The following is a 21,701-nucleotide window of genomic DNA, read 5'->3' as shown; positions in this document are numbered from 1 at the left end:
GGCAACGAATCCCCTTGGATGACCATCAGCTTTCGTGCTGGCAGTAGCGGGTCGAGCTTGCACAGAAGGCGCTGATACAGTTGTTTTAACATGCTTACCTCACGCCCAGATCAGGAAGGCCAAGAAGGGGTTCTTTGCAGCCTTCGGCAAGCCGTGGCTTGGGGATGGCTGGGAAGGACTTCTCGGTGTAGTAGTCTTCTTCGCAGCCCGACAATGTGAAGACTGTGCGTGCGTACCGACTGTTCTCCTCCTCGCGAAACGGGAAGGCGCGGGCGATGAACTCAGATACACAGGCTGATGCCGCGCGCATGTTGAGCGTGATTACCGAAGGTGCCTCTTCCTGCATCCCCGTGATGTAACCGCGTTCAACCTGGTCTCGGTGAGCGTGTGGATCCGCCAGGTGAAGGTATTCCGCCTGCAACGTCTCAGGTGTGTAGACGCCGCGGTCCCCCAAAGACGATCCACCTGGTTTTACGTAATCAATGCGTCCGACCACGTCCGCGATTGCCCGACCACCATGACCATCGCTACGTGTAGGAATCTTGACCCCGACATCAATGAGCGGAATCAAAAAGGTGGTTGAAATGAGATCTGCCACCATCCGTGCCTGGTGGGTGTCGACGCAGGAGAAAATAACGTCGGCACCGGCCGCTGACAGAACCGCCTCGCGAGTCAGGATCGACGCATTGATCGGCTTGGCAAACGGGGTATCGCGGATGCGGTTGATGGCGTCGGCAAACATCTCCACTTTTGGTCGTCCCATCTTCGTATCGACCAAAGTGGAGTTCAGGATCCTGTTGAGGTTTTTTAGCTCGACATGATCGTGGTCGATCAAAATTACTTCGCCGAACCCAAGCCGGGAGAGCCCTTCAGCCACGATGGAGCCGGTTCCTGAAACGCCAATCACAACTGCGCTCAACCGATTCAAGGTCGCCGTCATACCCGACGTAAATGCAATTGGAGGCCGTTCAGGTTGGGGCGCTGAGTCCCACCAGTATTTTATGTCGTCGCCCGATACCGTAACCAACGCCACAGGTGTGCAGGTCATATCATGTTCATAGAGCCGCGCTCGGATCTCCCCGCCCGGAATCATGATGGCAGACCCGTGGACTGCATCTACACCTTGAAACAACGACGGAATCGACTTGGCGTCGCTTTGGTCGTCGACCTCAGAGAAGGCAAAGTATCCGCCTGGATGCGAGTGCACCAGGATGATCGACAGCGACTCATCATCGGCTAGGTCGATCCCCTGTTCCAGGTAGCTGCCGGGCCAGGTGATGTAGTTTGCATCACGGTCCGCGCACTCATCGTAAGGAACGACGATCAGATGCTTTGCGAACAGCTTTAAATGTTCGCCGGCGTAGCGCGTGCAAATGAGTATGGCGGCGGCTTCCAGGCCGTCGCCCGGGAACAGATGTTCCCGAAGCGAGGCGTGAATCTCCTCCGTCAGAACAAGACGAGAGTCGATGCTCATTCACCGATCTCCTTGTGAAGGCAGCCTTCGACTAGGGCAAGTTGAGTGATCACATTGTCCGTCGCGGGATTCCACGGAGTCGTCGTACGGTGCCGCGACCAGCCCTGAAAGGAATCCTCGTCAACGACAGCAGTGATCTGCACGCAGGGAATCACAACGCGGCTGGTAAGGCTCACGGTCGGGTTAAAGTAAAACATGTCGATTTGAGAGGTGGGATAACCAGGCGGAACCTCGAGTGCGAGGCGGACAATCTGAGGGGTGTAACCTACGGGCAAGTGATAGTTGTGGATCACCAGCCACCGGCGATTTTCGCTCAGGCAGGTCTCCCAACGAAGGCCCATCTGATCAAGATGCTGTTCATCGACTGGCAACAGACTGAAAAGCCGGCGGGGCGGCAATGCCGCCTCACCGTTGGCCACGTCCTTAGGCGTGAGGCGCAGCTTCTCGATGCCCTGTGTCGTCAGATCAATGACGTCATCAAGGGTTTTTTCCTGCTTCGGCTGACCCTCGACCTTGAGGTAGATATGCCAGCTTTCGTTCGGGTTCAGCCCTGCCCGAACCACAGCGTCACGCACCTTGATCGTCGGCGTATCGATCTCGAGCACGACGCCTTGGACATTAAGCTTCCAAACCGCCTTGCGGGTGATGAAGCGTTCGATACCCGCTTCGTCCAGATTAACGATGGCGGTGTCCTGGATTTCAAGATCGGCTTCTTCCTCGCGCTCCAGCAGCAGACGCTTGTTTTCACCAACCTCTGCAAGCGTGCGGATCTGGTGCCCGGTAATGTGCTGATAAGGCCAGTCCTTGCGAGCGCCATCAACGGTAAGGAAGTAGCTGCGGTCGGTCTCGACCACGATGAAGCGGGCCGGCTCAAATTCAAGCGTCACGAATTCATCTGGGCGGATGTCTTCCATAGCGCCGGAGGCAAGCAACTGAATGACAGTCGCCAGCTGGTCAGGCTTGAAGCCGACCGCCGCCGCGATCTGGGCGCCGGTGGGTGTTTTGTCCTCGATAGTTACCTGGCGGAAAACGAGGTTCTTGTCGGCCACTTCGATCACGAAGCCGTTGTGGTGGTTCTGATGAATAACTTCCATGGTGTATCTCCTAACGGTTGCCCTTTTTGGGCGGGTTATGGCCTCGAATGAAGCCAGTTTGTTTTCGTAGGAGAGGGAACACGATCAGCGCTTGACTGACCGGCAACGCACGAAGATACTCATCCAGCACAGACGTATTCGTGTTTGAGTTAAGGCGCAACTGCAATTGCGCTTTGACTTTCCTTCCTTCGATGTCCTCTTTCAAATTCCCTTTCGTGTCGCTTCCTAATTTTGTTGTGTGGCGCGTTTCGCCGTGCGCCTCATTTCGTGAGGTCGATTACATCTGCTTGCGGCGCGTACCGTTTGATCGCTTCAATCGCGGCATCACGGGCTTGCACCGATTCGTATAATTCGCTTTGCCCGATGACTCGGTTATTGGCCGCCCTCAAATGAAAGTGCGCCTTGCCCCCTTGTGTCACAGCCCTCGCGTAAAACCGGTCATACGGCGCGTGCTCCCGACATGAGCCAATGCCGTTTTCACACCCGGCGAGTGTCTTGTAGCCCTCGCTGGACATTATGATTTCTCCGTTTGGCGCCTTCAGGTGGAAGTACCTTTCCTCGTCCGTGCCCCTTTTGATTTCAAATCGTGCCTTCATCCTTTAGCTCCTCGGACGTTCCTTTTCAGCGTCTCGATAAATGAATCTGTTTAACTGCAAGCATAAAAAAAGGGACTGAGCGGAAGCTTAGACCCTTTTTCTGATTAATGGAAGCCATTTAAGCGGACTGTCCAATCACCTGATATACAAATTCCTTGCCCCCTGTCTCAGCGGCTTCCTCGGTCCTCATCAAAAAACCTTCTTCTGACAGTCGCTTGAGGCGGGTGCTAGCGTTCTGGACGCTGATGTTCAGCTCCTCAGCCACCTTGGAGGTAGTGGTAGCGCGATGACTCACCACCATATCCAGGAGCGCTTTGCTCGAGGCGGTAGGTTCTGGACCCACAAATTTGCATTCATGGCCAAACCAGCACGTTAAGCGCTGATCACCAGACAGCGCTGCACCATGCAAATTTGCAAAGATGTCTTCGTCATGGACGTCGAACGCAAAAAAGGTAAATTCCTTGCTGTATCGCTTGACTGTATAAATTAATGACTCACGAAGAAAGGAAACATCTGCGCCTTCTAGACCTGAAAGCGATACGCCAATTACGGTTTTGCCGCGAAGTTTATCGATGCAATCCAATAACTTGGCATGAGTTTTCCTACCCCTTGAAGTGCCATAGGGGTTACTTTCTTCCGTGAAGCCCCGCAGATTTATGATATATATTTTCTCGTTCATGGCTCGAGTTTAAGCAGAGATTGATTTTTTGTCAAGATGAATTCAAACACGATGTGTGTGCCTATTAGCTTAGGCAAGTTCAATATCCAGCTGGCACTTTCAATAACGCCAGATTGATACTCTAACGTGACAGAGAAGTTTTCCTGTCTGATTTTAATTTTTGTATTCAGTAACTTTTCTGCTTCTTCGTGACTGGTATGTAATCCGGCTCCACCACGCCCGGCACCACGCCGACTTAGCCCGCCTTTAAGTACGGTATGTATGATTAGCTTCGGATCTGAAGCCTGTAATGCTTTATCAAATTTCTTAGCAATATCTGGAAACTGCTCTTCAAGTACAGGGCGCAAAGTCTGGCAAATGCCTTTTCCAGAGTCAGATACCACAGTAGTAATCCGCGCTTTGTTGGTATCGGGGCCGCGATAACACTGTAGCCCCGCTATGCCAGGGATTTTAGTATCGGAATGTTCTTCAACATTGCCTACATACTCGGCGACTACTGTAAAAAGCTTATTTGCATGGTCACCACCGAATGCCTCGATAAAACTTTGTTTGATACGCGCCGGTACATTCTCGGAACCTTTAATTTCCAGTAGCTCAACGAGTCCGACATTGTTTGCATTGTATTGCTGAGCAGCAGAGCTCGCGGGGCGTTTTGGCAGCACTTTAACCGCCGGATCTAGTCTGTCAATGAACCCTGAACGGTTCAAATAACTAAGAGTTTTTTTGTTGTCTGTAAAATCAATTTCTACTTTTTTCTTGGCTGCTACAAGCTGGTTGGCCAGAGCGAGTATCTTCACCGCTGCGCAGAGTAAAACGCTGCGTTCCGGTGCGACCTTGATAATAATGTGACCGTGATCTGCATCCAGTGGAGACCCTGCTTTCGCCAAAGCCCTTTCGAAATGCGCTTCCGATAGCCATGCACCGGCACATGTCAACTCCAAAATGAAGCTGGCACTTTTTATGACCGACCATCCAAACGTGTCAGGATTTTGAACGAAAATATCCCGATGTTCATGAAGATGGTGGGATATCGCTTTTCGCTCAAGTTCTAGCTGGCTTGCAATTTCTCGCGCCTTCAGTCCTGAGGTTTTATTGAGAAGCTGAATAATCCTTTTCTGCATACCTTGCTCGAGATAGTGCGTGAGTGACGGTGGCAAACTTTAAGTCGCAAAAAACGATATCTTAGAATGTTCGTATCACAAGTGTTGGAAGTATTTGCTGGAATTGCTCACACGGAGAAACGTTTCAGTAGATCGGGACTCTGCGATGATACACCGGCACTCGTGCTCGATGAAGTCAAAAAGCCATGCTAACACTTGCCCCAACGCTGTATGCGGCGTCTTTTCTGCTAGGCGCTCATGTACTTTGAATTTCAAGCCAACCACCTAGCGCACGATGATGAGTCAAGTGACCGCCACGAGACCCCAACGCTTCACCATCCTGGACCTGAAGAGTTTTGGGGGCCGATTAATTTATCTACAACGATTATGGATTTGAGGTCTGAGCTGCATGTTGACGCGGAGGCTGAGTTGGATCATTCACTGAGATGTCGTTGACCCAGTCTGATTTCTTGTGGACCATTGCCTGCGATTTGGAGGTAAGAGCATAGGAGAAAAAATGACTACGTTGATTTCATGGCTTGGAGTTGATCAACGAGGACCATCGTCAATTTACTTGGCAAGTGATAGTCGGATTTCATGGGGGGCAGCTGATGCTTGGAATTACGGAGGGAAACTTTTTATCGCAAAGTCTTCGCCTGAGGCTTTTGGATTTTGTGGAGATGTGCTCTTTCCACTGTTAGTGATCGGTCCTATATGCGAAAGGATAGATGCTGGTGGGATGTTCTTTGGTTGCCGTAATTTTTACGAAAAGCTGGAGCGAGTTCGAAAAAGTGTGGAGGTAAGCTTTAGTGATTATCCTACGTCACAAAGAAGACCTTTTCAGATTTTTTATATTTCTCGGACAGGGCAAGGGATAGCATGTGAATTTCATGCTGGGCGTGTATATAGTTCTGGTTCTAGAGTCGTGAGTTCTGAGGTAATGGAGTTTCCTGGTGGTCCTGTTTCAGGTTTTCGCTCTGGACTGATAAGAGGGGCAGGATCTGGAAGCGGCTCGATCAAGAATTGGGAATACCGTTGGCAGCAAACAGATGTACAAAACACAAGTCGAAGCGTCTTCGGTGCTTTTTGTTCGTCGCTAAAAAGCGGAGATGATTCGTTGACAGGAGGTGCACCACAACTTGTTGGAATCTACCGGGCCGGCTTGGCTAAGCCACTGGGGGTAATATGGGAGGGTAAAAGATACTTATCGGGTGTAGAGCTGGAAGATATTTCAGCTTGTGAAGAGTTAGACTGGCGGAATGAAAAATTTGAAGTGTGTGACCCTCAAACGTTAGAAGTTCGAAAAGGGGCCCAAAAACAGCCGATACCGCGTAAACTAATAACTTAACTGAAATCACCTGTAAAAAGCTCTGAATCAAAGCTTTTTACCAGGTGGGATTCGCGCCCACGACCTCTTACATGTATCTGTAAGCGCTCTAACTAACTGAGCTACTGGTTCGCGCCGGAATCTAAGTTGTTTTGCCTGAATGTGTCAAGGGCTTTTTGCTTCGATGGGATTCTTGGAACTATATTGTTATGCCGATTTTTCTAACTAAACGAACTACGCACTGCGGCAGGTGGAAAAATCCTAAAACTGATCTATTCGATGTTATGGAATCCAATAACAAAGCCACCAACCTAGACAGCGTGAAATTGATGGTCTATTGCATTAACGTCATGGGATTAAAACCGTCCGAAAAGGATGAAGGATACGGCTCGGCCTAGAGCGATTTGCATGTTGATTTCATCGTTTGGGTTAAGCGGGTTATTGGTAAGCGTCCGGCGAAGTGACCTACCCGATCCCAGCGACAAGGGCGATGTTGTCCACTTAAAAATACGTGGACACTATCGCCCCTATCATCAGGATTGCCATGCGCCAAAGAACCTCTTATCCCAAACCCTTTAAAGCCCAGATCGTCCAAGAATGCCTGCAACCTGGCGTGTCGATGGCCAGCGTGGCCCTGCGTCACGGCATTAACGCCAACCTGGTTCGAAAGTGGATACCTGCTTACCGTGATCATCAGGCGCCGGCTTTGCCTGCTTTTGTTCCGATGAAGCTTGCGCCCGCAGACACGCCTGTTTGCTCGACAGATCGGCTTGCAGCCGGTGACCACACCAGTGCGCAGCCCGCAGAGCAACGGCATGGCCGAGAGCTTCGTGAAGACGATCAAGCGTGATTACGTGGCGCACATGCCTAAGCCGGATTGCGAAACGGCACTGCGCATCTTGGCAATTGCCTTCGAGCATTACAACGAGCAGCATCCGCACAGCGCCTTGAACTATCGCTCACCGAAGGAATTCAGGCGCTTGGCAGCGGCATCAATTTAACAGAGAGGTGGTGTCCGGTTTAGTAGGGGCAAGTCCAGGGATCGCCTTGAGCGTTTACGAACGGTGAAACTTCACATGCACTGCACGGTGTGGCCGCATTTACCCAGAAAACCGGTCAAGCCGCCGGTCGTCTGTAACTGATGTAGAGCCCTCAAAGCTCCTTGAAAAACCATCTAAAAGGATGCTAGACATAACGAAACACGTGCCATTGAGTTTGCGACCATGAAGTCCACGTTAGCCGAAGAACTGCTCCTGATCGTGAAGAACGCTCCGCGACTATATTTCGCTCCGTTGATCGGTGCCATAAAAGAGGTCCGCTCTGAGCTGCGTAAAATATCCGGGGGAGATTCAAAAAATGAAACGCCGCTTTGAGCGCTTTTGATCTGTTCTAGGTATTGGATAAGCGGAGCAGGTCACTGCCTGAACCGGTGATACGCTCACCACTCACCACTCACCACTCACCACTCACCACTCACCACTCACCACTCACCACTCAGCAACAGAATGTTGATTGAACATTGAGCGCTTGGGTAGGCAGTCATTACCCTTAACTTGAGTTGCACCACTATGCCGGCGAGCTGACATTCGAGGAACCCTTTAGAGTGCCGTCACTCACTCGCCCTTTGATGAAATATGAACAAAACCAGTGTCGGTAATGAGGCTAAAAAAGAGTTCCATATGAGGCATTTCGACAACCCTCGCCCGGCCAAACCCCCTAAGCCGAAGCCCCGCGTCAGGAAAGGTAGCCGCGATACAGTCACGATAGTGGGTGAAGCCGCCCGCGTCGGCGACGAGGATTTCGCTTACTTTATTGCGACCGGTACGCTCCGGTCGACTAAGTGAGGATAAGTGGCATCGACGAAGCACGTGGGCGCTTCAGCCACTAAGACGCGCAGGTTCGTTGACCTCGCCATCCTTGGCGGCGGTCAGACGGGCTGCATACTGATGAGGACAATGAGATCGTCCCCTTGCCGCTGGTGATTCAGTCAACCAACAACCAGACATCATCCGCGCTTGCGCTCATCAGTACGTATAAACCTCCATCACTGTCGCTCCCCATACAAACACCTTAGATCGCCGGTTGAGCTGAAGGTTGAAGTGGGAACAGTTTTACTCGAAGGCATCTATTCTGTGACGCGGGTAGGCTTTTCTCATTTATTTTGCGAATTCCAACCGGAGGACTCACAAAAAAAATGATTTTCTGCCAGCGTTTGCTGGGGCTCTCGAATCATCTATTTTGTGAACCTACATCCAGTGTCGATGGGCACATTAAGTGTCGCAAGTGGGCGAGTTACTGTCGCTTTCTAGGGAAAACCCCGGCCTTGGTGCCGGGGTTTTTCTTTGTGGCGTAGCCTAGTCAAAGCGATACACACCATGCTCCAAGCCCTAGTTTGGGTTTTATGGGCGATGTGATTGAACATGGTTGCGGCTTCATCGAAACAAACTGCATCCTTGCTTGGCTGCTTGGCTGCTTGGCTGCTTGGCTGCTTGGCTGCTTGGCTGCTTGGCTGCTGTAGGTGGGAAAAGTTATTTTCCACTTCGGTCAAAGTTATTGATCAGTAAGCGTCAAAACAAAACTCCTGGTAGATAGCATCTCCAGGAGTTTTATTTTTGGCCTCAGTTTCCTTACCTAGTTCGCAAACCGATGCAAGATCTTCGGCAAGGTACCTGTGAGCTACTTATCTAGCGTTCTCAGTTTGGCACTTCGCTGTCGTCATCAGTCTCATCCTCTGTTCCCATTTCATAGATATCACTCAGTAACAATCCAAGCTCCACCGCTTTCTCCCTGAGAACAGATGCTTCAGTTTGGTTGATTGCATCATCAGCAAACTCGATAGCTCGCTTGAATTCTGAGAGCGTCAGGGAATCCTGCTCGTCTGCTTCAGGATCAATAGGAATCACCAGCACGTCATGAATTTCGGCTAGAGTTTTACTCTCATGCTGTCGCAGCACGCGCCCTCGGCGCTGGATGAACTGCCGTGGATTCTGACTTGATGCCAAAATGATCGCGTGTGAAATGATCGGAATATCGATCCCTTCATCTAGGCAGCGGATCGAAATAAGCACTCCGCCAAATTGGACAAAATAGCTCAGGGTGGCAGGTGCTTCGCCGTTCATCGCACTGTGATAAACCAGCGGGTTGATTCCGATGGTTTTGCACGCTTCAGCCACATCCGCGAGCTGGTTACTGTCTTCGCAATATATTAGCCAGTGTTGCCCGGTTTCGTAGCATTTACGCAGAATCGACTGGGTTACATCTACTTTCCGTGCGGCCTTCTTGGGAATCCAAGAGCGCTGGATTTTCAGCAGCCTACTGCGGAGGGTATCAACGGGCTTGCCAGCCCCGTCCCGTTGCGAGAAGGCATAGAGCTTCTTGAGCTTGAGGGTTAGCTCGCGCCACCTACCGCGCTCATCCTCGTTTAGGCTGACGAAGTGAGGGTAGTAGCGATACGGAACCAGGCGCCGCGCCTTGATGGCGTCGCTCAGGGTAATGACTGGCCCAACAATACCGCCGAAGTAGTCAAAAATCCGTTCAGTCCCCTCTGGATTGTCGGCGCTGATTGAAAACTGACCCACCCTGCCGATTGAAATTTGACCCAGGGCGGATTGCTGATTTTTGCATCAGCAATTGTGGATAAGCTTAGCAGTCGTGTCCCAGTGGACGAGGCATCAAGCCCCACCGCATGCAGGCATGCGGCAGGGTATCTTGGTGCAGATCAAAACGGCTCATCGTCCTCGGCACCATCATCGTCCTTGCGCTTTCGTTCACGTGATTTGATCTTCGTCTGGGCGACCAAGCTGCTGTGTTGCAGGCGGTAGGACTCGTTGCCCGTTTCGACGATGTGGCAGTGGTGTGTCAGCCGATCTAGCAACGCCGTGGTCATCTTGGCGTCGCCAAACACGCTCGACCATTCCGAGAAGCTGAGGTTGGTCGTGATGACCACGCTGGTGTGCTCGTACAGCTTGGACAGCAAGTGAAATAACAGGGCACCACCGCTCTGGCTGAAGGGCAAATACCCCAGTTCATCGAGTATCACCAGGTCTGTGCGAAGCAGCCCTTGAGCGATTCGGCCTGCCTTGCCGTCGTACTTTTCGCGCTCCAGTAAATTGACCAGATCCACCGTGGAGTAGAAGCGCACGCGTTTGTGATGCGTCGTGATCCCGGACACGGCCAAGGCGGTGGCGAGGTGTGTTTTGCCTGTTCCAGGCCCGCCGATGAACACGACATTTTGCGCGGTATCGGTGAACTCCAGGTTGGACAGATCCCTGACCAGGCGGGCGTCAGCGCTGGAAGCGCTGAAGTCGAAGCCGGCCAAATCACGATGCATGGGGAGTTTGGCCATGTGCATCTGATGATTCACAGACCGTACGGCACGATCTGCATGTTCTTGTTGAAGCAGATGTTCGAGCAGCCATTTCGACGAGGTCGTTGAGGCCTCTCCTTGGGAAGCCAGTTCTTCCCAGGCGCTGGCCATGCCATGCAGACGCAGTTCTTTGAGTTCCGCCATAAGATCACGCATTGCGAGTCTCCTCATCGGTGGTACGGAGCCGGTCGTAGCGTGCCGTATTGGCGACAGGCGCTATCTTGAGTTGAAGGCTGGTTTCGGCGGACGGAGGGGCTGCTGTCGATGTCAGTCGAGCCAGGACATTCAGGATGTGGTCAGCGCTCAAGCTGCCTGATTCAAGTACCAACTCCACAGCCACCAACACGGCATCGAGCCCGGCGATGGGAACAGCCGCCAGTACCTGCGTCATGATTCGATCACCGTTGGTGTGACGCCTCAGACCGCGTTTTAGCAGTTGCAACGGCTTCGGCAGATCAGCAAACGGAGCGCCATTGCGCAGCGCTCCGGGCTTGCGTTCGATGAGCGGGATGTAGTGCTGCCAGTCGAAGCTGACCTGGTCTCGATCAAAGAGGCGCTTGTGACTGGCAATCGTCGTTTCATCGGCGATGACTACAATCCGCGAAGGATACAGACGGCTGCTGACCCACTGGCCGACCCGCTCACACGGCACCGAGTAGCGATTTCGCGCCACGCTGATCAGGCAGGTGCTGGAGACCCGCACGGTGCGCTCGACGTAACCATCAAAGGCGGTCGGCATCGGCATCAATTCAGCGCGTTCCAGCTCCAGGACGTCCGCCACTGTCAGCCCGTTGTACTGCGGGTGCACCAGCTCGTCCCAGAGCGCACGGCAGCGTTGGCCGAGCCAAGCATTCAGTTCCTCGAAGGTGTGGAACATGCAGTTTTGAGCATCGAGCCAGATGCGCCGTCGGCTGTCTTGGACGTTCTTTTCAACGATACCTTTTTCCCAGCCGGAGGCCACGTTGCAGAAGTCCGGGTCGAACAGGTAGTGCGCGCACATCACGGCAAACCGGGCATTGACCGTGCGGCCCTTGCCCTTGTTGACCTTGTCGACAGCGGTCTTCATGTTGTCGTAGATGCCGCGACGCGGCACCCCACCTAACGCGCCAAACGAGCGGGTATGGGCATCGAACAACATCTCGTGGCCTTGGCTGGGATACGCAACCAACCAAAATGCGCGACTGGCGCACAGCTTCATGTGGGAGACCTGGATGCGTCGGAACAGGCCGCCAATCAGCAGACCTTCTTCGCTCCAGTCGAATTGAAAAGCCTCACCGAGTGCGAACGTCAACGGTACAAAGGCACGTAAGGATTTGCCTTGCTCACCGCGCCACGAGCGAATGAAGGCGGTGAGCTGGCTGTAGCCGCCGTCGTAACCCTCGGCCTTGATCAGCTCAAGGAGCGCTTTGGCGCTCCTGCGGTTGTGCTTTGCCCGAAACGAATCGGCCTTGAGCGCCTGCTCCAGCGTCTGGTGAAATGGACTGAGTTTGTTGAAGGCTGCGCACCGCTGGTACGCCGGCTGAGTTGCTTCGGGCGCTCTGACCCATTTTCGGATGGTGTTTCTCGACAGCCCGGTACGCTTGGCTATCTGATGCAGCGACAGCTTGTCGCGAAAGTACATCCGCCGAATTTTCCCCAACATTTCCATGCTGATCACCCTGTGTTCTCCTGCTCGGAAAGCGAGCAGAAGCAGTTGAACACCTGGGTCAGTTTTCAGTCGGCAGAACAGCCTTTACTGGGTCAGTTTTCGGTCAGCGGCAACACACAGCACCATGTGCCAAAAATCCAACTCAATGGCGGTTGCCGTCTTGGTTGTTCCCTGGTGAGGGAATATATATGTTGAGCTTCCATCCAGACCTGAATCGCTGGACTCACGATGGGGAATTCTGTCTTCTCAAAAGCGCAGCGCGAGGGCAAGAGTTTGTGTTTGACTCCAGAGAAAGTCAGGAGCCAATCGCTTGGATCAAGGGGCTGCTTGAAGTCGCTGGACATTAGTGAAGCGGCTCAAGGAACGCTGGTGACAGATCCGAATCTCGGTCTTTTGATAACCGCTATGTTTCTGTCTGGACTGGGATCAGCAGCGCGCGGGCTATGCGCTGATTTTGAATGCTAGAGGTGGAAAGCTGTGACAGACGCCAATCTGCTGGCGACATTACAAGCTGAGAACGCCAGGCTAATTGCCATGCTTGACGCTCATGGGATTGATTGGCACCTGCCTGTTGAGCCGGTGAAGATACCGGTTGCTCAAATTGAGGCTTCGCGGCTGCTCAATACAGATGCCAAGGTTGATCTATTCAGAAACCTGTTTCGCGGTAGGGGCGACGTTTATCCCATCCGTTGGGAAAGCAAGGCAGGCAAGTCAGGATACGCGCCAGCCTGTGCTAACGAATGGCGACCTGGGGTTTGTGAGAAGCCGCGAATCAAATGTGGCGATTGCGGCAATCGTCAATTGCTGCCGCTGACCGATGAGGTGATTTTTCGTCACTTGGCAGGCGACGTGGTGGTTGGCATCTATCCTTTGCTCCCTGATGACACCTGTTACTTTCTGGCCGTCGACTTCGATGAGGCTGAATGGCGTGATGATGCCCGAGCTTTTGTTCAGTCGTGTCATGAGCTAAAAGTCCCAGTGGCATTGGAGATTTCGCGCTCAGGCAATGGTGCTCATGCGTGGATTTTTTTCGACCGTAATGTTTCTGCTTTTGATGCACGCCGCCTAGGTGCTGCGATCATCAGTCATGCCTGTGAGCGTACTCGCCAATTGGCGCTCAGCTCCTATGATCGACTGTTTCCAAACCAGGACTATATGCCCAAGGGTGGCTTTGGGAACCTTATTGCACTGCCTTTGCAAAAGCGTGCCAGGGCAAAAAATAACAGCGTTTTTGTAGATGACTCACTGGAACCTCATTCTGATCAATGGGCCTTTCTGGCCTCCATTCAGCGGATGAGCCCAGGGGATATTGACCCGGCAATTATCCGGGCGATGGGTAACCGTGATCCCGTAGGCGTCGCGTATGTCGAGGACGAGGGGGATGCTGAACCTTGGAAAGATCGTGATTCGAGATCGCGTAAATTGACTTGCCCGTTACCTGCGTCTCTCCGTATCACACTGGCCAACCTGGTGTACTTCGAAAAATCGGAATTACCGCAGCCCTTGGCAAATCAGCTTGTCCGACTCGCGGCATTTCAAAACCCTGAGTTTTATAAGGCTCAGGCCATGCGCCTATCGGTCTGGAATAAACCTAGGGTCATTGGCTGCGCGCAAAATTTCCCTAAACACATCGCCTTACCACGTGGATGCTTAGATGCGGCTCTTGAGCTTCTGGAGGAAAATGGAATCACCGCTGAATTCCAAGATGAACGCTTTGCTGGCGACCCCATCGACGTGAGTTTTCTCGGCACGTTGCGTTCTGATCAGGAAGTTGCGGTCAGCTCGATGCTTAGTAATGACGTCGGCATCCTGTGTGCGCCGACGGCATTTGGCAAAACCGTGACTGCCGCCGCGTTGATAGCGAGGCGCAGTGTTAACACGTTGGTGCTTGTGCATAGGACTGAGCTGCTACGGCAATGGCAAGAGCGTTTGCATGCATTTCTAGGTGTCGGCAATGAAGTCGTGGGTACTATCGGCGGTGGAAAGGCAAAACCCACAGGTGTCATCGATATCGCTGTAATGCAGTCTTTATCGCGAAAAGGTGAGGTCAGCGATACGGTGAAAAACTACGGCCAGATCATCGTAGATGAGTGCCATCACGTGTCAGCGGTTTCGTTCGAGTCGTTACTGAGGAGTGCTGCCGCGAGGTATGTGGTGGGACTTACAGCAACTCCAGTACGCCGTGATGGGCAGCAACCTATCATCTTTATGCAATGCGGACCGATCCGGCACTCTGCTTCTCGACCGGCAAGTGCCCCTCATGATTTGTCTGTAGTGCCCCGATTGCTTTCCAAGCCTATTGTCGTCCCCGACGGCTCAGGAATTCAGGACGTGTTTCGACGCCTGGCTGACGATATCGAGCGTACAGCCAAAATTGTCTCCGAGGTTGAGCTAGCCTTTAGCCAAGGTAGGAAGATCTTGGTGCTGACTGAGCGTACTGAGCATGCAGATGCTCTTGGGGCTGAGTTGAAGGGGCGCGTGCATAACCTTTTTACACTTCATGGGCGTGTGCCAAAAAAACAGCGAATCTCCCGCATGCACGAGCTTGACTCACTTCCATCCGATGCTCCACGCGTGCTCGTTGCAACTGGAAAGCTAGTTGGTGAAGGCTTCGATCATCCAGCATTGGACACATTGGTGCTTGCAATGCCTATCTCTTGGAAAGGAATCCTTCAGCAATACGCAGGCCGATTGCATCGAGCGCATGCCGATAAGGCCGACGTGCGAGTGATCGACTTCGTCGACGCGGGTAATGTCGCGTTGATGAGGATGTGGGATAAGCGGCAGGCGGGTTACAAAGCGATGGGTTACCGAATGGCCGACTCCCTAGCCACTATGGACTTGCTCTAGCAGCACGGTCCCTTGGATTCGATTTTGGGCGCAGCTAGCAAGTGCCTTCATTCCGGTGAGGATGCTGGTTCCGGAAACGACATTTAATACGGTCAAAAAAACGCAATACGACACTAATTGCGGCTCAACTGCGACATTTATGGTGCCCATGTTCCACGTGGAACCCTGATTGCACCTAGGGTAAGCATGACACTTAATGTGCCCATCGACATCCAGCGGACCTGCCAAACAAAAAAAGGCCAGCGCATTGCGCTGGCCTTTTTTATTACACAAAATTCCGCATAAGCTGAAAAACGGCTAAGCATTGCTGCTCAAATTTCACGCACAAAAAACCGGCTATATCAGCCGGTTTTTTTACGCCCGAAAAAAACTTATGCACGTTTTTCGTCATTTTATGAGCTTAAGAAATATGCATATAAATCATAAGCTTACAGACAAAAACCGCCTTTTTTCAGCGAAACGGTACACAGGTTATCCACAGAACCTCAGACAGCCATCTGATCGCTGGCAGCCGGCGCTTGCGGAGCGGGCGGAATCGAGCCCATTTCCCGCTGCATCTGTTCGTTCCAGGCCTGAACCCGATCATTTAGATCGGCAATGGCTCGCGGCCCGCTGCCCTCGGCATACATCGGTTCGCCGATGATCACGGTGATGACGCCTTGCTTCTTCGCCCATCCGGTCTTCGGCCAGAACTTGCCGGCATTGTGAGCAATCGGCAGCACGGGAAGCGCGGCGTTGACGGCTAACGCGGTGCCACCTCGTGAGAATTTTCCGATAGTGCCGTAAGGAACTCGCGTCCCCTCAGGAAAGATCAGCACCCAGACGCCATCCTTCAGCAGTTCATCGCCTTTCTTCGCCACATGCTTGAGCGCGGCCTTCGGGTTGTCGCGGTCGATGGCGATCGGTCGCAACATGGCCATGGCCCAGCCAAAGAACGGCACAAACAGCAATGAGCGCTTCAACACCTGGCTCAACGGCTCGAAGTAGGCCGAGAGGAAGAACGTCTCCCAGGTGCTCTGGTGGTTCGATTGAATCACGCAGGGCTGCTCAGGCACGTTCTCGGCGCCCTTCACTTCGTAGCTGATGCCCAGAAAGACTTTGCTCAGCCACAAGGCGCAGCGGCACCAGTACACGTTGATAAAACGATAGCGCGCCTTGAACGGCAAAAAAGGCGCGATAAAAAAGCTCAGGCTGCACCAGAGCAAGGAGCTGGTGCCCAGCAGCAGGTAAAAGAGGAAGGTTCTGATGGCCTGCAGTATCGACATGGCGACGTTTACCGTGCGGGCTCTGCCCGTCTATATAAAGCGCACTCCCCTATCATCCTTTGCCAGGAATTTCAGAAGCGCACACTTAGTTAAGTGCATTTGTGCACAAGTTCTGCGGCAATCGCCGCGAGATCGTCAAAAATCATGGTGCCTACCGGTAGGGTCTTGCCCAAAGTCTTTTCGCCTTTCCCGGTCTTTACCAAAACTGGCTGAGAATCGACGGCTTTGGCGGCTTCCAGGTCACCAAGACTGTCGCCGACGAACCATAGATTCGTCAGCGACACGTTGTAATGCGCGGCGATGGTTTTCAGCATCCCGGGTTTTGGCTTGCGGCAATCGCAGCCTTCGTCCGGCCCGTGCGGGCAATAGACGATCAGCCCGACTTCACCACCCTGCTCCGCCACCAGCGAGCGCAAGCGCTCATGCATGGCGTCCAGGGTGGCGAGGTCGTAATAGCCGCGAGCGACGCCGGACTGGTTGGTAGCGACGGCTACCGTCCAGCCGGCCTTGCTCAACTGCGCGATGGCTTCGATCGAACCGGGGAGCGGAATCCACTCCTCCACCGACTTGATGTAAGCGTCGGAGTCGTAGTTGATCACCCCGTCCCGATCGAGAATCAGCAGTTTCAACAGCAGCCCCTTAGCCCAGCAGCGAAATGTCGGCGACGCCGAGGAACAGCCCACGCAGACGCGACAGCAGCGCATACCGGTTGGCGCGCACGTTGGCGTCATCCGCATTGACCATCACGGCTTCGAAGAACGCGTCCACCGGTTCGCGCAAGGCAGCCAGGCGCGCCAGAGATTCGCTGTACTGACGCGCAGCGGCCATTGGCTGAACAGCCTGGTCTGCCTGCTGAATCGCCGAGTACAGGGAGAACTCGTTGGCATTGTCGAAATACTTGGCTTCAACGACCGATGGAACCGAGCCTTCCACCTTGCTCAGCAAGTTGGACACGCGCTTGTTCACAGCGGCGAGGGCAGCGGCTTCCGGCAATTTGCGGAAAGCTTCTACCGCTTGTACGCGCTGATCAAAGTCCAGCGCCGAACCCGGCTTCAGTGCCCTTACCGACAGATAAGTCCCGACATCGACGCCTTCGTCTTCGTAACGGGCGCGCAGACGGTCGAATACGAATTCGAGTACCGAGTCGGCCAGGCCAGCGGCTTTGACCTTGGCACCGAACGCATTCACAGCGAACGCCACGGCATCGGTCAGATCAAGGTCGAGCTTCTTGTCGATCAGGATCCGCAACACACCCAGCGCTGCGCGACGCAGTGCATACGGGTCTTTGCTACCGGTCGGCAGCATGCCGATACCGAAAATGCCGACCAGTGTGTCGAGTTTGTCGGCGATGGCGACGGCCGCACCGGTCAGGGTGGTCGGCAGCTCAGCGCCAGCGCCACGAGGCATGTACTGCTCGTTCAGCGCCAGAGCAACTTCTTCCGGCTCGCCGTCGTTGAGGGCGTAGTAGTAACCGGCGACGCCTTGCATCTCCGGGAATTCACCGACCATCTCGGTCGCCAGGTCGCACTTGGACAGCAGGCCGGCACGGGAGGCCCATGCAGCGTTGCCGCCAATGCGTTGCGCGATGAACGCAGCGAGTTTGGAAACGCGCTCGGCCTTGTCGTAGACGCTGCCGAGTTTTTCCTGGAACACCACGTTTTGCAGACGCAGGTTGAAGACTTCGAGTTTCTGCTTCTTGTCTTGCTTGAAGAAAAACTCGGCGTCGGTCAGGCGTGGGCGAACCACTTTCTCGTTACCGGCGATGATCTGCTGCGGGTCTTTGCTTTCGATGTTGGCCACGGTAATGAAACGTGGCAGCAACTTGCCATCGGCATCCAGCAGGCAGAAATACTTCTGGTTGTCCTGCATGGTGGTGATCAGCGCTTCTTGCGGCACGTCGAGGAAACGCTCTTCGAACGAGCACACCAGCGGTACTGGCCATTCAACCAGCGCGGTCACTTCGTCGAGCAGGGCTGGCGGAACGATCGCCGTGCCTTCCTGCATCGTCGCCAGCTCTTCGGTGCGCTTGCTGATAATCGCGCGACGTTCGTTGGCGTCGGCCAGAACGTAAGCGGCACGCAAGTCGGTCAGGTAGTTGGCCGGCGAGGTGATGCGCACGCTTTCCGGGTGATGGAAGCGGTGACCACGGGAATCGCGACCGGCCTTCTGGGCGAGGATGGTGCATTCGATGACCTGGTCACCGAGCAACATCACCAGCCATTGGGTTGGACGAACGAATTCTTCCTTGCGAGCGCCCCAGCGCATGCGCTTCGGGATCGGCAGGTCGTTCAGGGAATCTTCGACGATGGTCGGCAGCAGGCTCGAGGTCGGCTTGCCGGCGATGTTTTGGCTGTAACGCAGTTTCGGCCCGCTCTGATCGATTTCGCTCAGCTCTACGCCGCACTTCTTGGCAAAACCCAGTGCCGCTTGAGTCGGGTTGCCTTCGGCATCGAACGCGGCCTGACGTGGTGGGCCGTCGAGGTTGATGCTGCGATCCGGCTGCTGAGTCGACAGCGCGGTGATCAGCACCGCCAGGCGACGTGGTGCAGCGTAGACGGTTTTGGTCTCGTAATTCAGGCCAGCGGCTTGCAAGCCCTTGTCGATACCGGCGAGGAAGGCCTCGGCCAGGGTGTTCAGAGCTTTGGGTGGCAGTTCTTCGGTGCCCAGTTCAACCAGAAAATCTTGAGCACTCATTGTGCAGCCTCCAGCTTGGCCAGTACTTCATCACGCAGGTCCGGGGTCGCCATCGGGAAGCCCAGCTTGGCGCGAGCCAGCAGATAGGCTTGCGCAACGGAACGCGCCAGGGTGCGCACACGCAGAATGTATTGCTGACGCGCGGTCACCGAGATCGCCCGGCGCGCATCCAGCAGGTTGAAGGTGTGGGACGCCTTCAACACCATTTCGTAGCTCGGCAATGGCAGCGGCTGGTCGAGTTCGATCAGGCGCTTGGCTTCGCTTTCGTAGAAATCGAACAGTTCGAACAGCTTCTCGACGTTGGCGTGTTCGAAGTTGTAGGTCGACTGCTCCACTTCGTTCTGGTGGAACACGTCGCCGTAGGTCACTTTGCCGAACGGACCGTCAGCCCAGACCAGGTCGTAGACCGAATCCACGCCTTGCAGGTACATGGCCAGACGCTCAAGGCCGTAAGTGATCTCGCCGGTCACCGGGTAGCACTCGATGCCGCCCGCTTGCTGGAAGTAAGTGAACTGCGTCACTTCCATGCCGTTCAACCAGACTTCCCAGCCCAGACCCCAGGCGCCCAGCGTCGGCGATTCCCAGTTGTCTTCGACGAAGCGAATGTCGTGGACCAGCGGGTCCAGGCCGACATGCTTGAGGGAGCCCAGGTACAGTTCCTGGAAGTTGTCCGGGTTCGGCTTCAGAACCACCTGGAACTGGTAGTAGTGCTGGAGGCGATTCGGGTTTTCGCCGTAGCGGCCATCAGTCGGGCGACGACTGGGCTGCACATAAGCGGCGTTCCAGGTTTCCGGGCCGATGGCGCGCAGAAACGTGGCAGTGTGGAAAGTCCCGGCGCCTACTTCCATATCGTAGGGCTGAAGTACCACGCAACCTTGCTCGGCCCAGTATTGCTGGAGGGCGAGGATCAAGTCTTGGAAGGTACGCACGGCTGGCGTAGGCTGGCTCACGAAATTCACCTGTTTCTTGGGCTGCGATTTAAAGAGCGGGAGTATACCCGATTCGTTGCTGCGCACGCCCCCTGGAGCCTTATGCCACGCTGCTTTTGGTGTTCCGAAGATCCGTTGTACATGGCTTATCACGACCAGGAGTGGGGCACGCCGCTACGGGATGCGCAGGGATTGTTCGAGTTGCTTTTGCTCGAAGGGTTCCAGGCTGGTCTCTCCTGGATCACGGTGTTGCGTAAACGTGAACGATATCGCGAGGTGCTGTTCGGCTTCGACGTACAGCGCGTGGCGCAGATGAGCGACGCCGAAATCGATGAATTGATGCTCGATCCCGGCATTATTCGCAATCGCCTCAAACTCAACGCGGCCAGGCGCAATGCCCAGGCCTGGCTGGCGCTCGAGGACCCGGTGAAGTTTCTCTGGTCCTTCGTTGGTGGCCAACCGGTTATCAATCATTTCAAGGATCGTACCGAAGTGCCGGCGGTCACGCCGGTCGCTGTGGAAATGAGCATAGGCCTGAAAAAGGCGGGTTTCACCTTCGTCGGTCCAACTATTTGCTACGCGTTGATGCAGGCCTCGGGGATGGTCATGGACCACACTCAGGATTGTGATCGTTACGCGGCCCTTGCAAACGGCGGTTAGAATAGCCGCCTTGCGCACAGCACAAAATCAGGAGTGACCTGTGGATAAGTTGAAAGGCGCCTTGCTGGTAGGCGCTCTGCGGCTGTTTGCTCTGCTACCGTGGTGGGCAGTGCAGGTGGTGGGCTCGGCGATTGGCTGGGTGATGTGGAAAACCCCTAACCGTTCCCGCGACGTGGTGCGGATCAACCTCGCCAAGTGCTTTCCCGAGATGAACCCTGCCGAGCGCGAGCGTCTGGTGGGCCAGAGCCTGAAAGACATCGGCAAGTCCCTGACCGAAAGCGCCTGCGCGTGGATCTGGCCGGCGCAGCGTTCCATCGACCTGGTGCGCGAAGTCGAAGGGCTCGACGTCTTGAAAGATGCCCTCGCCTCCGGCAAAGGTGTCGTCGGCATCACCAGTCACCTGGGTAACTGGGAAGTGTTGAACCACTTCTATTGCAGCCAGTGCAAACCGATCATTTTCTATCGTCCGCCGAAGTTGAAGGCGGTAGATGAATTACTGCGCAAGCAGCGGGTGCAACTGGGCAACAAGGTTGCCGCCTCCACCAAGGAAGGCATCCTCAGTGTCATCAAGGAAGTGCGCAAAGGTGGTGCAGTGGGCATTCCCGCTGACCCGGAACCGTCCGAATCCGCCGGGATCTTCGTGCCGTTCTTCGCCACCCAGGCGCTGACCAGCAAGTTCGTGCCGAACATGTTGGCCGGCGGCAAAGCAGTCGGCGTGTTCCTGCACGCCCTGCGCCTGCCGGACGGTTCGGGTTACAAAGTGATCCTCGAAGCCGCGCCAGAGGCCATGTACAGCACCGATACCGAGACGTCGTGCGCGGCCATGAGCAAGGTGGTCGAGCGCTACGTGAGGGCGTATCCGAGCCAGTACATGTGGAGCATGAAACGCTTCAAGAAGCGCCCGCCGGGTGAAGCGCGCTGGTATTGAGGTGATTGGCATGATCTGTGGATAACTTGTGTAGGAGCGAGCTTGCTCGCGATGGACTCAAGAGCGCCGTGTTTAGCCAGTAAACACGCGT

General features: G+C 54.4%; 18 protein-coding genes and 1 pseudogene. 7 read left to right on the top strand and 12 right to left on the bottom strand.

The window, feature by feature from the left end; all coding sequences use genetic code 11:
• Positions 1-94: 94 nt before the first annotated feature.
• The 5 genes from ACYZTL_RS15550 to ACYZTL_RS15530 all read right to left on the bottom strand — a co-directional run bounded on the left by ACYZTL_RS15550 (position 95) and on the right by ACYZTL_RS15530 (position 4,964).
• Entirely contained in the window at positions 95-1,474 is a 1,380-nt protein-coding gene (locus ACYZTL_RS15550; protein WP_461952534.1) for a ThiF family adenylyltransferase, read from the bottom strand.
• Positions 1,471-2,568, bottom strand: coding sequence for a multiubiquitin domain-containing protein (locus ACYZTL_RS15545; RefSeq protein WP_461952533.1), 1,098 nt, complete (start codon positions 2,566-2,568; stop codon positions 1,471-1,473). The genes ACYZTL_RS15550 and ACYZTL_RS15545 overlap by 4 nt, the downstream gene beginning before the upstream one ends.
• A 260-nt stretch (positions 2,569-2,828) precedes the next feature.
• Entirely contained in the window at positions 2,829-3,164 is a 336-nt protein-coding gene (locus ACYZTL_RS15540; protein ID WP_461952532.1) for a YegP family protein, read from the bottom strand.
• Positions 3,165-3,282: 118 nt separating this feature from the next.
• Positions 3,283-3,843, bottom strand: coding sequence for a winged helix-turn-helix transcriptional regulator (locus ACYZTL_RS15535; protein WP_461952531.1), 561 nt, complete (start codon positions 3,841-3,843; stop codon positions 3,283-3,285).
• Positions 3,840-4,964 (bottom strand): ATPase, encoded by a 1,125-nt coding sequence (locus tag ACYZTL_RS15530; protein ID WP_461952530.1) that lies wholly within the window; start codon positions 4,962-4,964, stop codon positions 3,840-3,842. Before ACYZTL_RS15530 ends, ACYZTL_RS15535 begins: the two co-directional genes overlap by 4 nt.
• Before the next feature lie 496 nt (positions 4,965-5,460).
• On the opposite strand from ACYZTL_RS15530, the gene ACYZTL_RS15525 reads away from it, so the two are divergent.
• The 3 genes and pseudogenes from ACYZTL_RS15525 to ACYZTL_RS15515 all read left to right on the top strand — a co-directional run.
• Positions 5,461-6,291 (top strand): hypothetical protein, encoded by an 831-nt coding sequence (locus ACYZTL_RS15525; RefSeq protein WP_461952529.1) that lies wholly within the window; start codon positions 5,461-5,463, stop codon positions 6,289-6,291.
• A 523-nt stretch (positions 6,292-6,814) separates the two neighbouring features.
• Positions 6,815-7,120, top strand: a complete 306-nt coding sequence (gene tnpA, locus ACYZTL_RS15520; protein ID WP_461952528.1) for an IS66-like element accessory protein TnpA — start codon at positions 6,815-6,817, stop codon at positions 7,118-7,120.
• A pseudogene (locus tag ACYZTL_RS15515) lies at positions 7,011-7,271 on the top strand (integrase core domain-containing protein); the annotation flags it as partial. The gene tnpA and the pseudogene ACYZTL_RS15515, both read left to right, overlap by 110 nt.
• A gap of 1,692 nt (positions 7,272-8,963) precedes the next feature.
• On the opposite strand, the gene ACYZTL_RS15510 reads toward ACYZTL_RS15515, so the two are convergent.
• The 3 genes from ACYZTL_RS15510 to istA form a co-directional block, all read right to left on the bottom strand.
• Positions 8,964-9,848 carry a helicase-related protein gene (locus tag ACYZTL_RS15510; protein WP_461952527.1) on the bottom strand — a complete coding sequence of 295 codons (885 nt, stop codon included), beginning with the start codon at positions 9,846-9,848 and terminating at the stop codon, positions 8,964-8,966.
• 140 nt (positions 9,849-9,988) lie between these two features.
• Positions 9,989-10,792: an IS21-like element helper ATPase IstB gene (istB, locus tag ACYZTL_RS15505; protein ID WP_461950426.1), complete on the bottom strand. Its 804-nt coding sequence runs from the start codon at positions 10,790-10,792 to the stop codon at positions 9,989-9,991.
• Complete coding sequence (gene istA / locus ACYZTL_RS15500; protein WP_461950425.1) at positions 10,785-12,284, bottom strand: IS21 family transposase; 1,500 nt, start codon at positions 12,282-12,284, stop codon at positions 10,785-10,787. Before istA ends, istB begins: the two co-directional genes overlap by 8 nt.
• Positions 12,285-12,304: 20 nt before the next feature.
• Here istA and ACYZTL_RS15495 point away from each other — a divergent pair, with 20 nt between their 5' ends.
• Positions 12,305-12,631: an Nmad3 family putative nucleotide modification protein gene (locus ACYZTL_RS15495; protein ID WP_461954317.1), complete on the top strand. Its 327-nt coding sequence runs from the start codon at positions 12,305-12,307 to the stop codon at positions 12,629-12,631.
• A gap of 130 nt (positions 12,632-12,761) precedes the next feature.
• The gene (locus ACYZTL_RS15490; RefSeq protein ID WP_461952526.1) at positions 12,762-15,134 is read left to right on the top strand and encodes a TOTE conflict system archaeo-eukaryotic primase domain-containing protein; all 2,373 of its coding nucleotides are present in this window, start codon (positions 12,762-12,764) and stop codon (positions 15,132-15,134) included.
• 485 nt (positions 15,135-15,619) lie between these two features.
• Here the strand turns inward: ACYZTL_RS15490 and ACYZTL_RS15485 are convergent, their stop codons facing one another.
• From ACYZTL_RS15485 to glyQ, 4 genes are all read right to left on the bottom strand, one after another.
• Positions 15,620-16,399: a lysophospholipid acyltransferase family protein gene (locus ACYZTL_RS15485; protein ID WP_461952525.1), complete on the bottom strand. Its 780-nt coding sequence runs from the start codon at positions 16,397-16,399 to the stop codon at positions 15,620-15,622.
• An 89-nt stretch (positions 16,400-16,488) separates the two neighbouring features.
• Complete coding sequence (gene gmhB, locus ACYZTL_RS15480) at positions 16,489-17,034, bottom strand: D-glycero-beta-D-manno-heptose 1,7-bisphosphate 7-phosphatase (RefSeq protein WP_461954316.1); 546 nt, start codon at positions 17,032-17,034, stop codon at positions 16,489-16,491.
• Between the two features lie 4 nt (positions 17,035-17,038).
• A complete protein-coding gene (gene glyS / locus ACYZTL_RS15475) occupies positions 17,039-19,093 on the bottom strand; it encodes a glycine--tRNA ligase subunit beta (protein WP_461952524.1) in 2,055 nt (684 codons plus the stop codon).
• A complete protein-coding gene (glyQ, locus tag ACYZTL_RS15470; RefSeq protein WP_003213601.1) occupies positions 19,090-20,043 on the bottom strand; it encodes a glycine--tRNA ligase subunit alpha in 954 nt (317 codons plus the stop codon). The genes glyS and glyQ overlap by 4 nt, the downstream gene beginning before the upstream one ends.
• A gap of 81 nt (positions 20,044-20,124) precedes the next feature.
• Between glyQ and tag the strand changes: the two genes are divergently transcribed.
• Positions 20,125-20,682 carry a DNA-3-methyladenine glycosylase I gene (gene tag / locus ACYZTL_RS15465; protein WP_461952523.1) on the top strand — a complete coding sequence of 186 codons (558 nt, stop codon included), beginning with the start codon at positions 20,125-20,127 and terminating at the stop codon, positions 20,680-20,682.
• A 40-nt stretch (positions 20,683-20,722) separates the two neighbouring features.
• On the top strand, positions 20,723-21,610 hold the full coding sequence (locus tag ACYZTL_RS15460; RefSeq protein WP_461952522.1) for a lysophospholipid acyltransferase: 888 nt from the start codon (positions 20,723-20,725) through the stop codon (positions 21,608-21,610).
• The last annotated feature ends 91 nt before the right edge of the window (positions 21,611-21,701 follow it).

Source organism: Pseudomonas sp. LB3P81 (assembly GCF_054897965.1).
The sequence above is the reverse complement of the archived record's forward strand: the minus strand, read 5'-3'. Positions and strand labels throughout refer to the sequence as shown.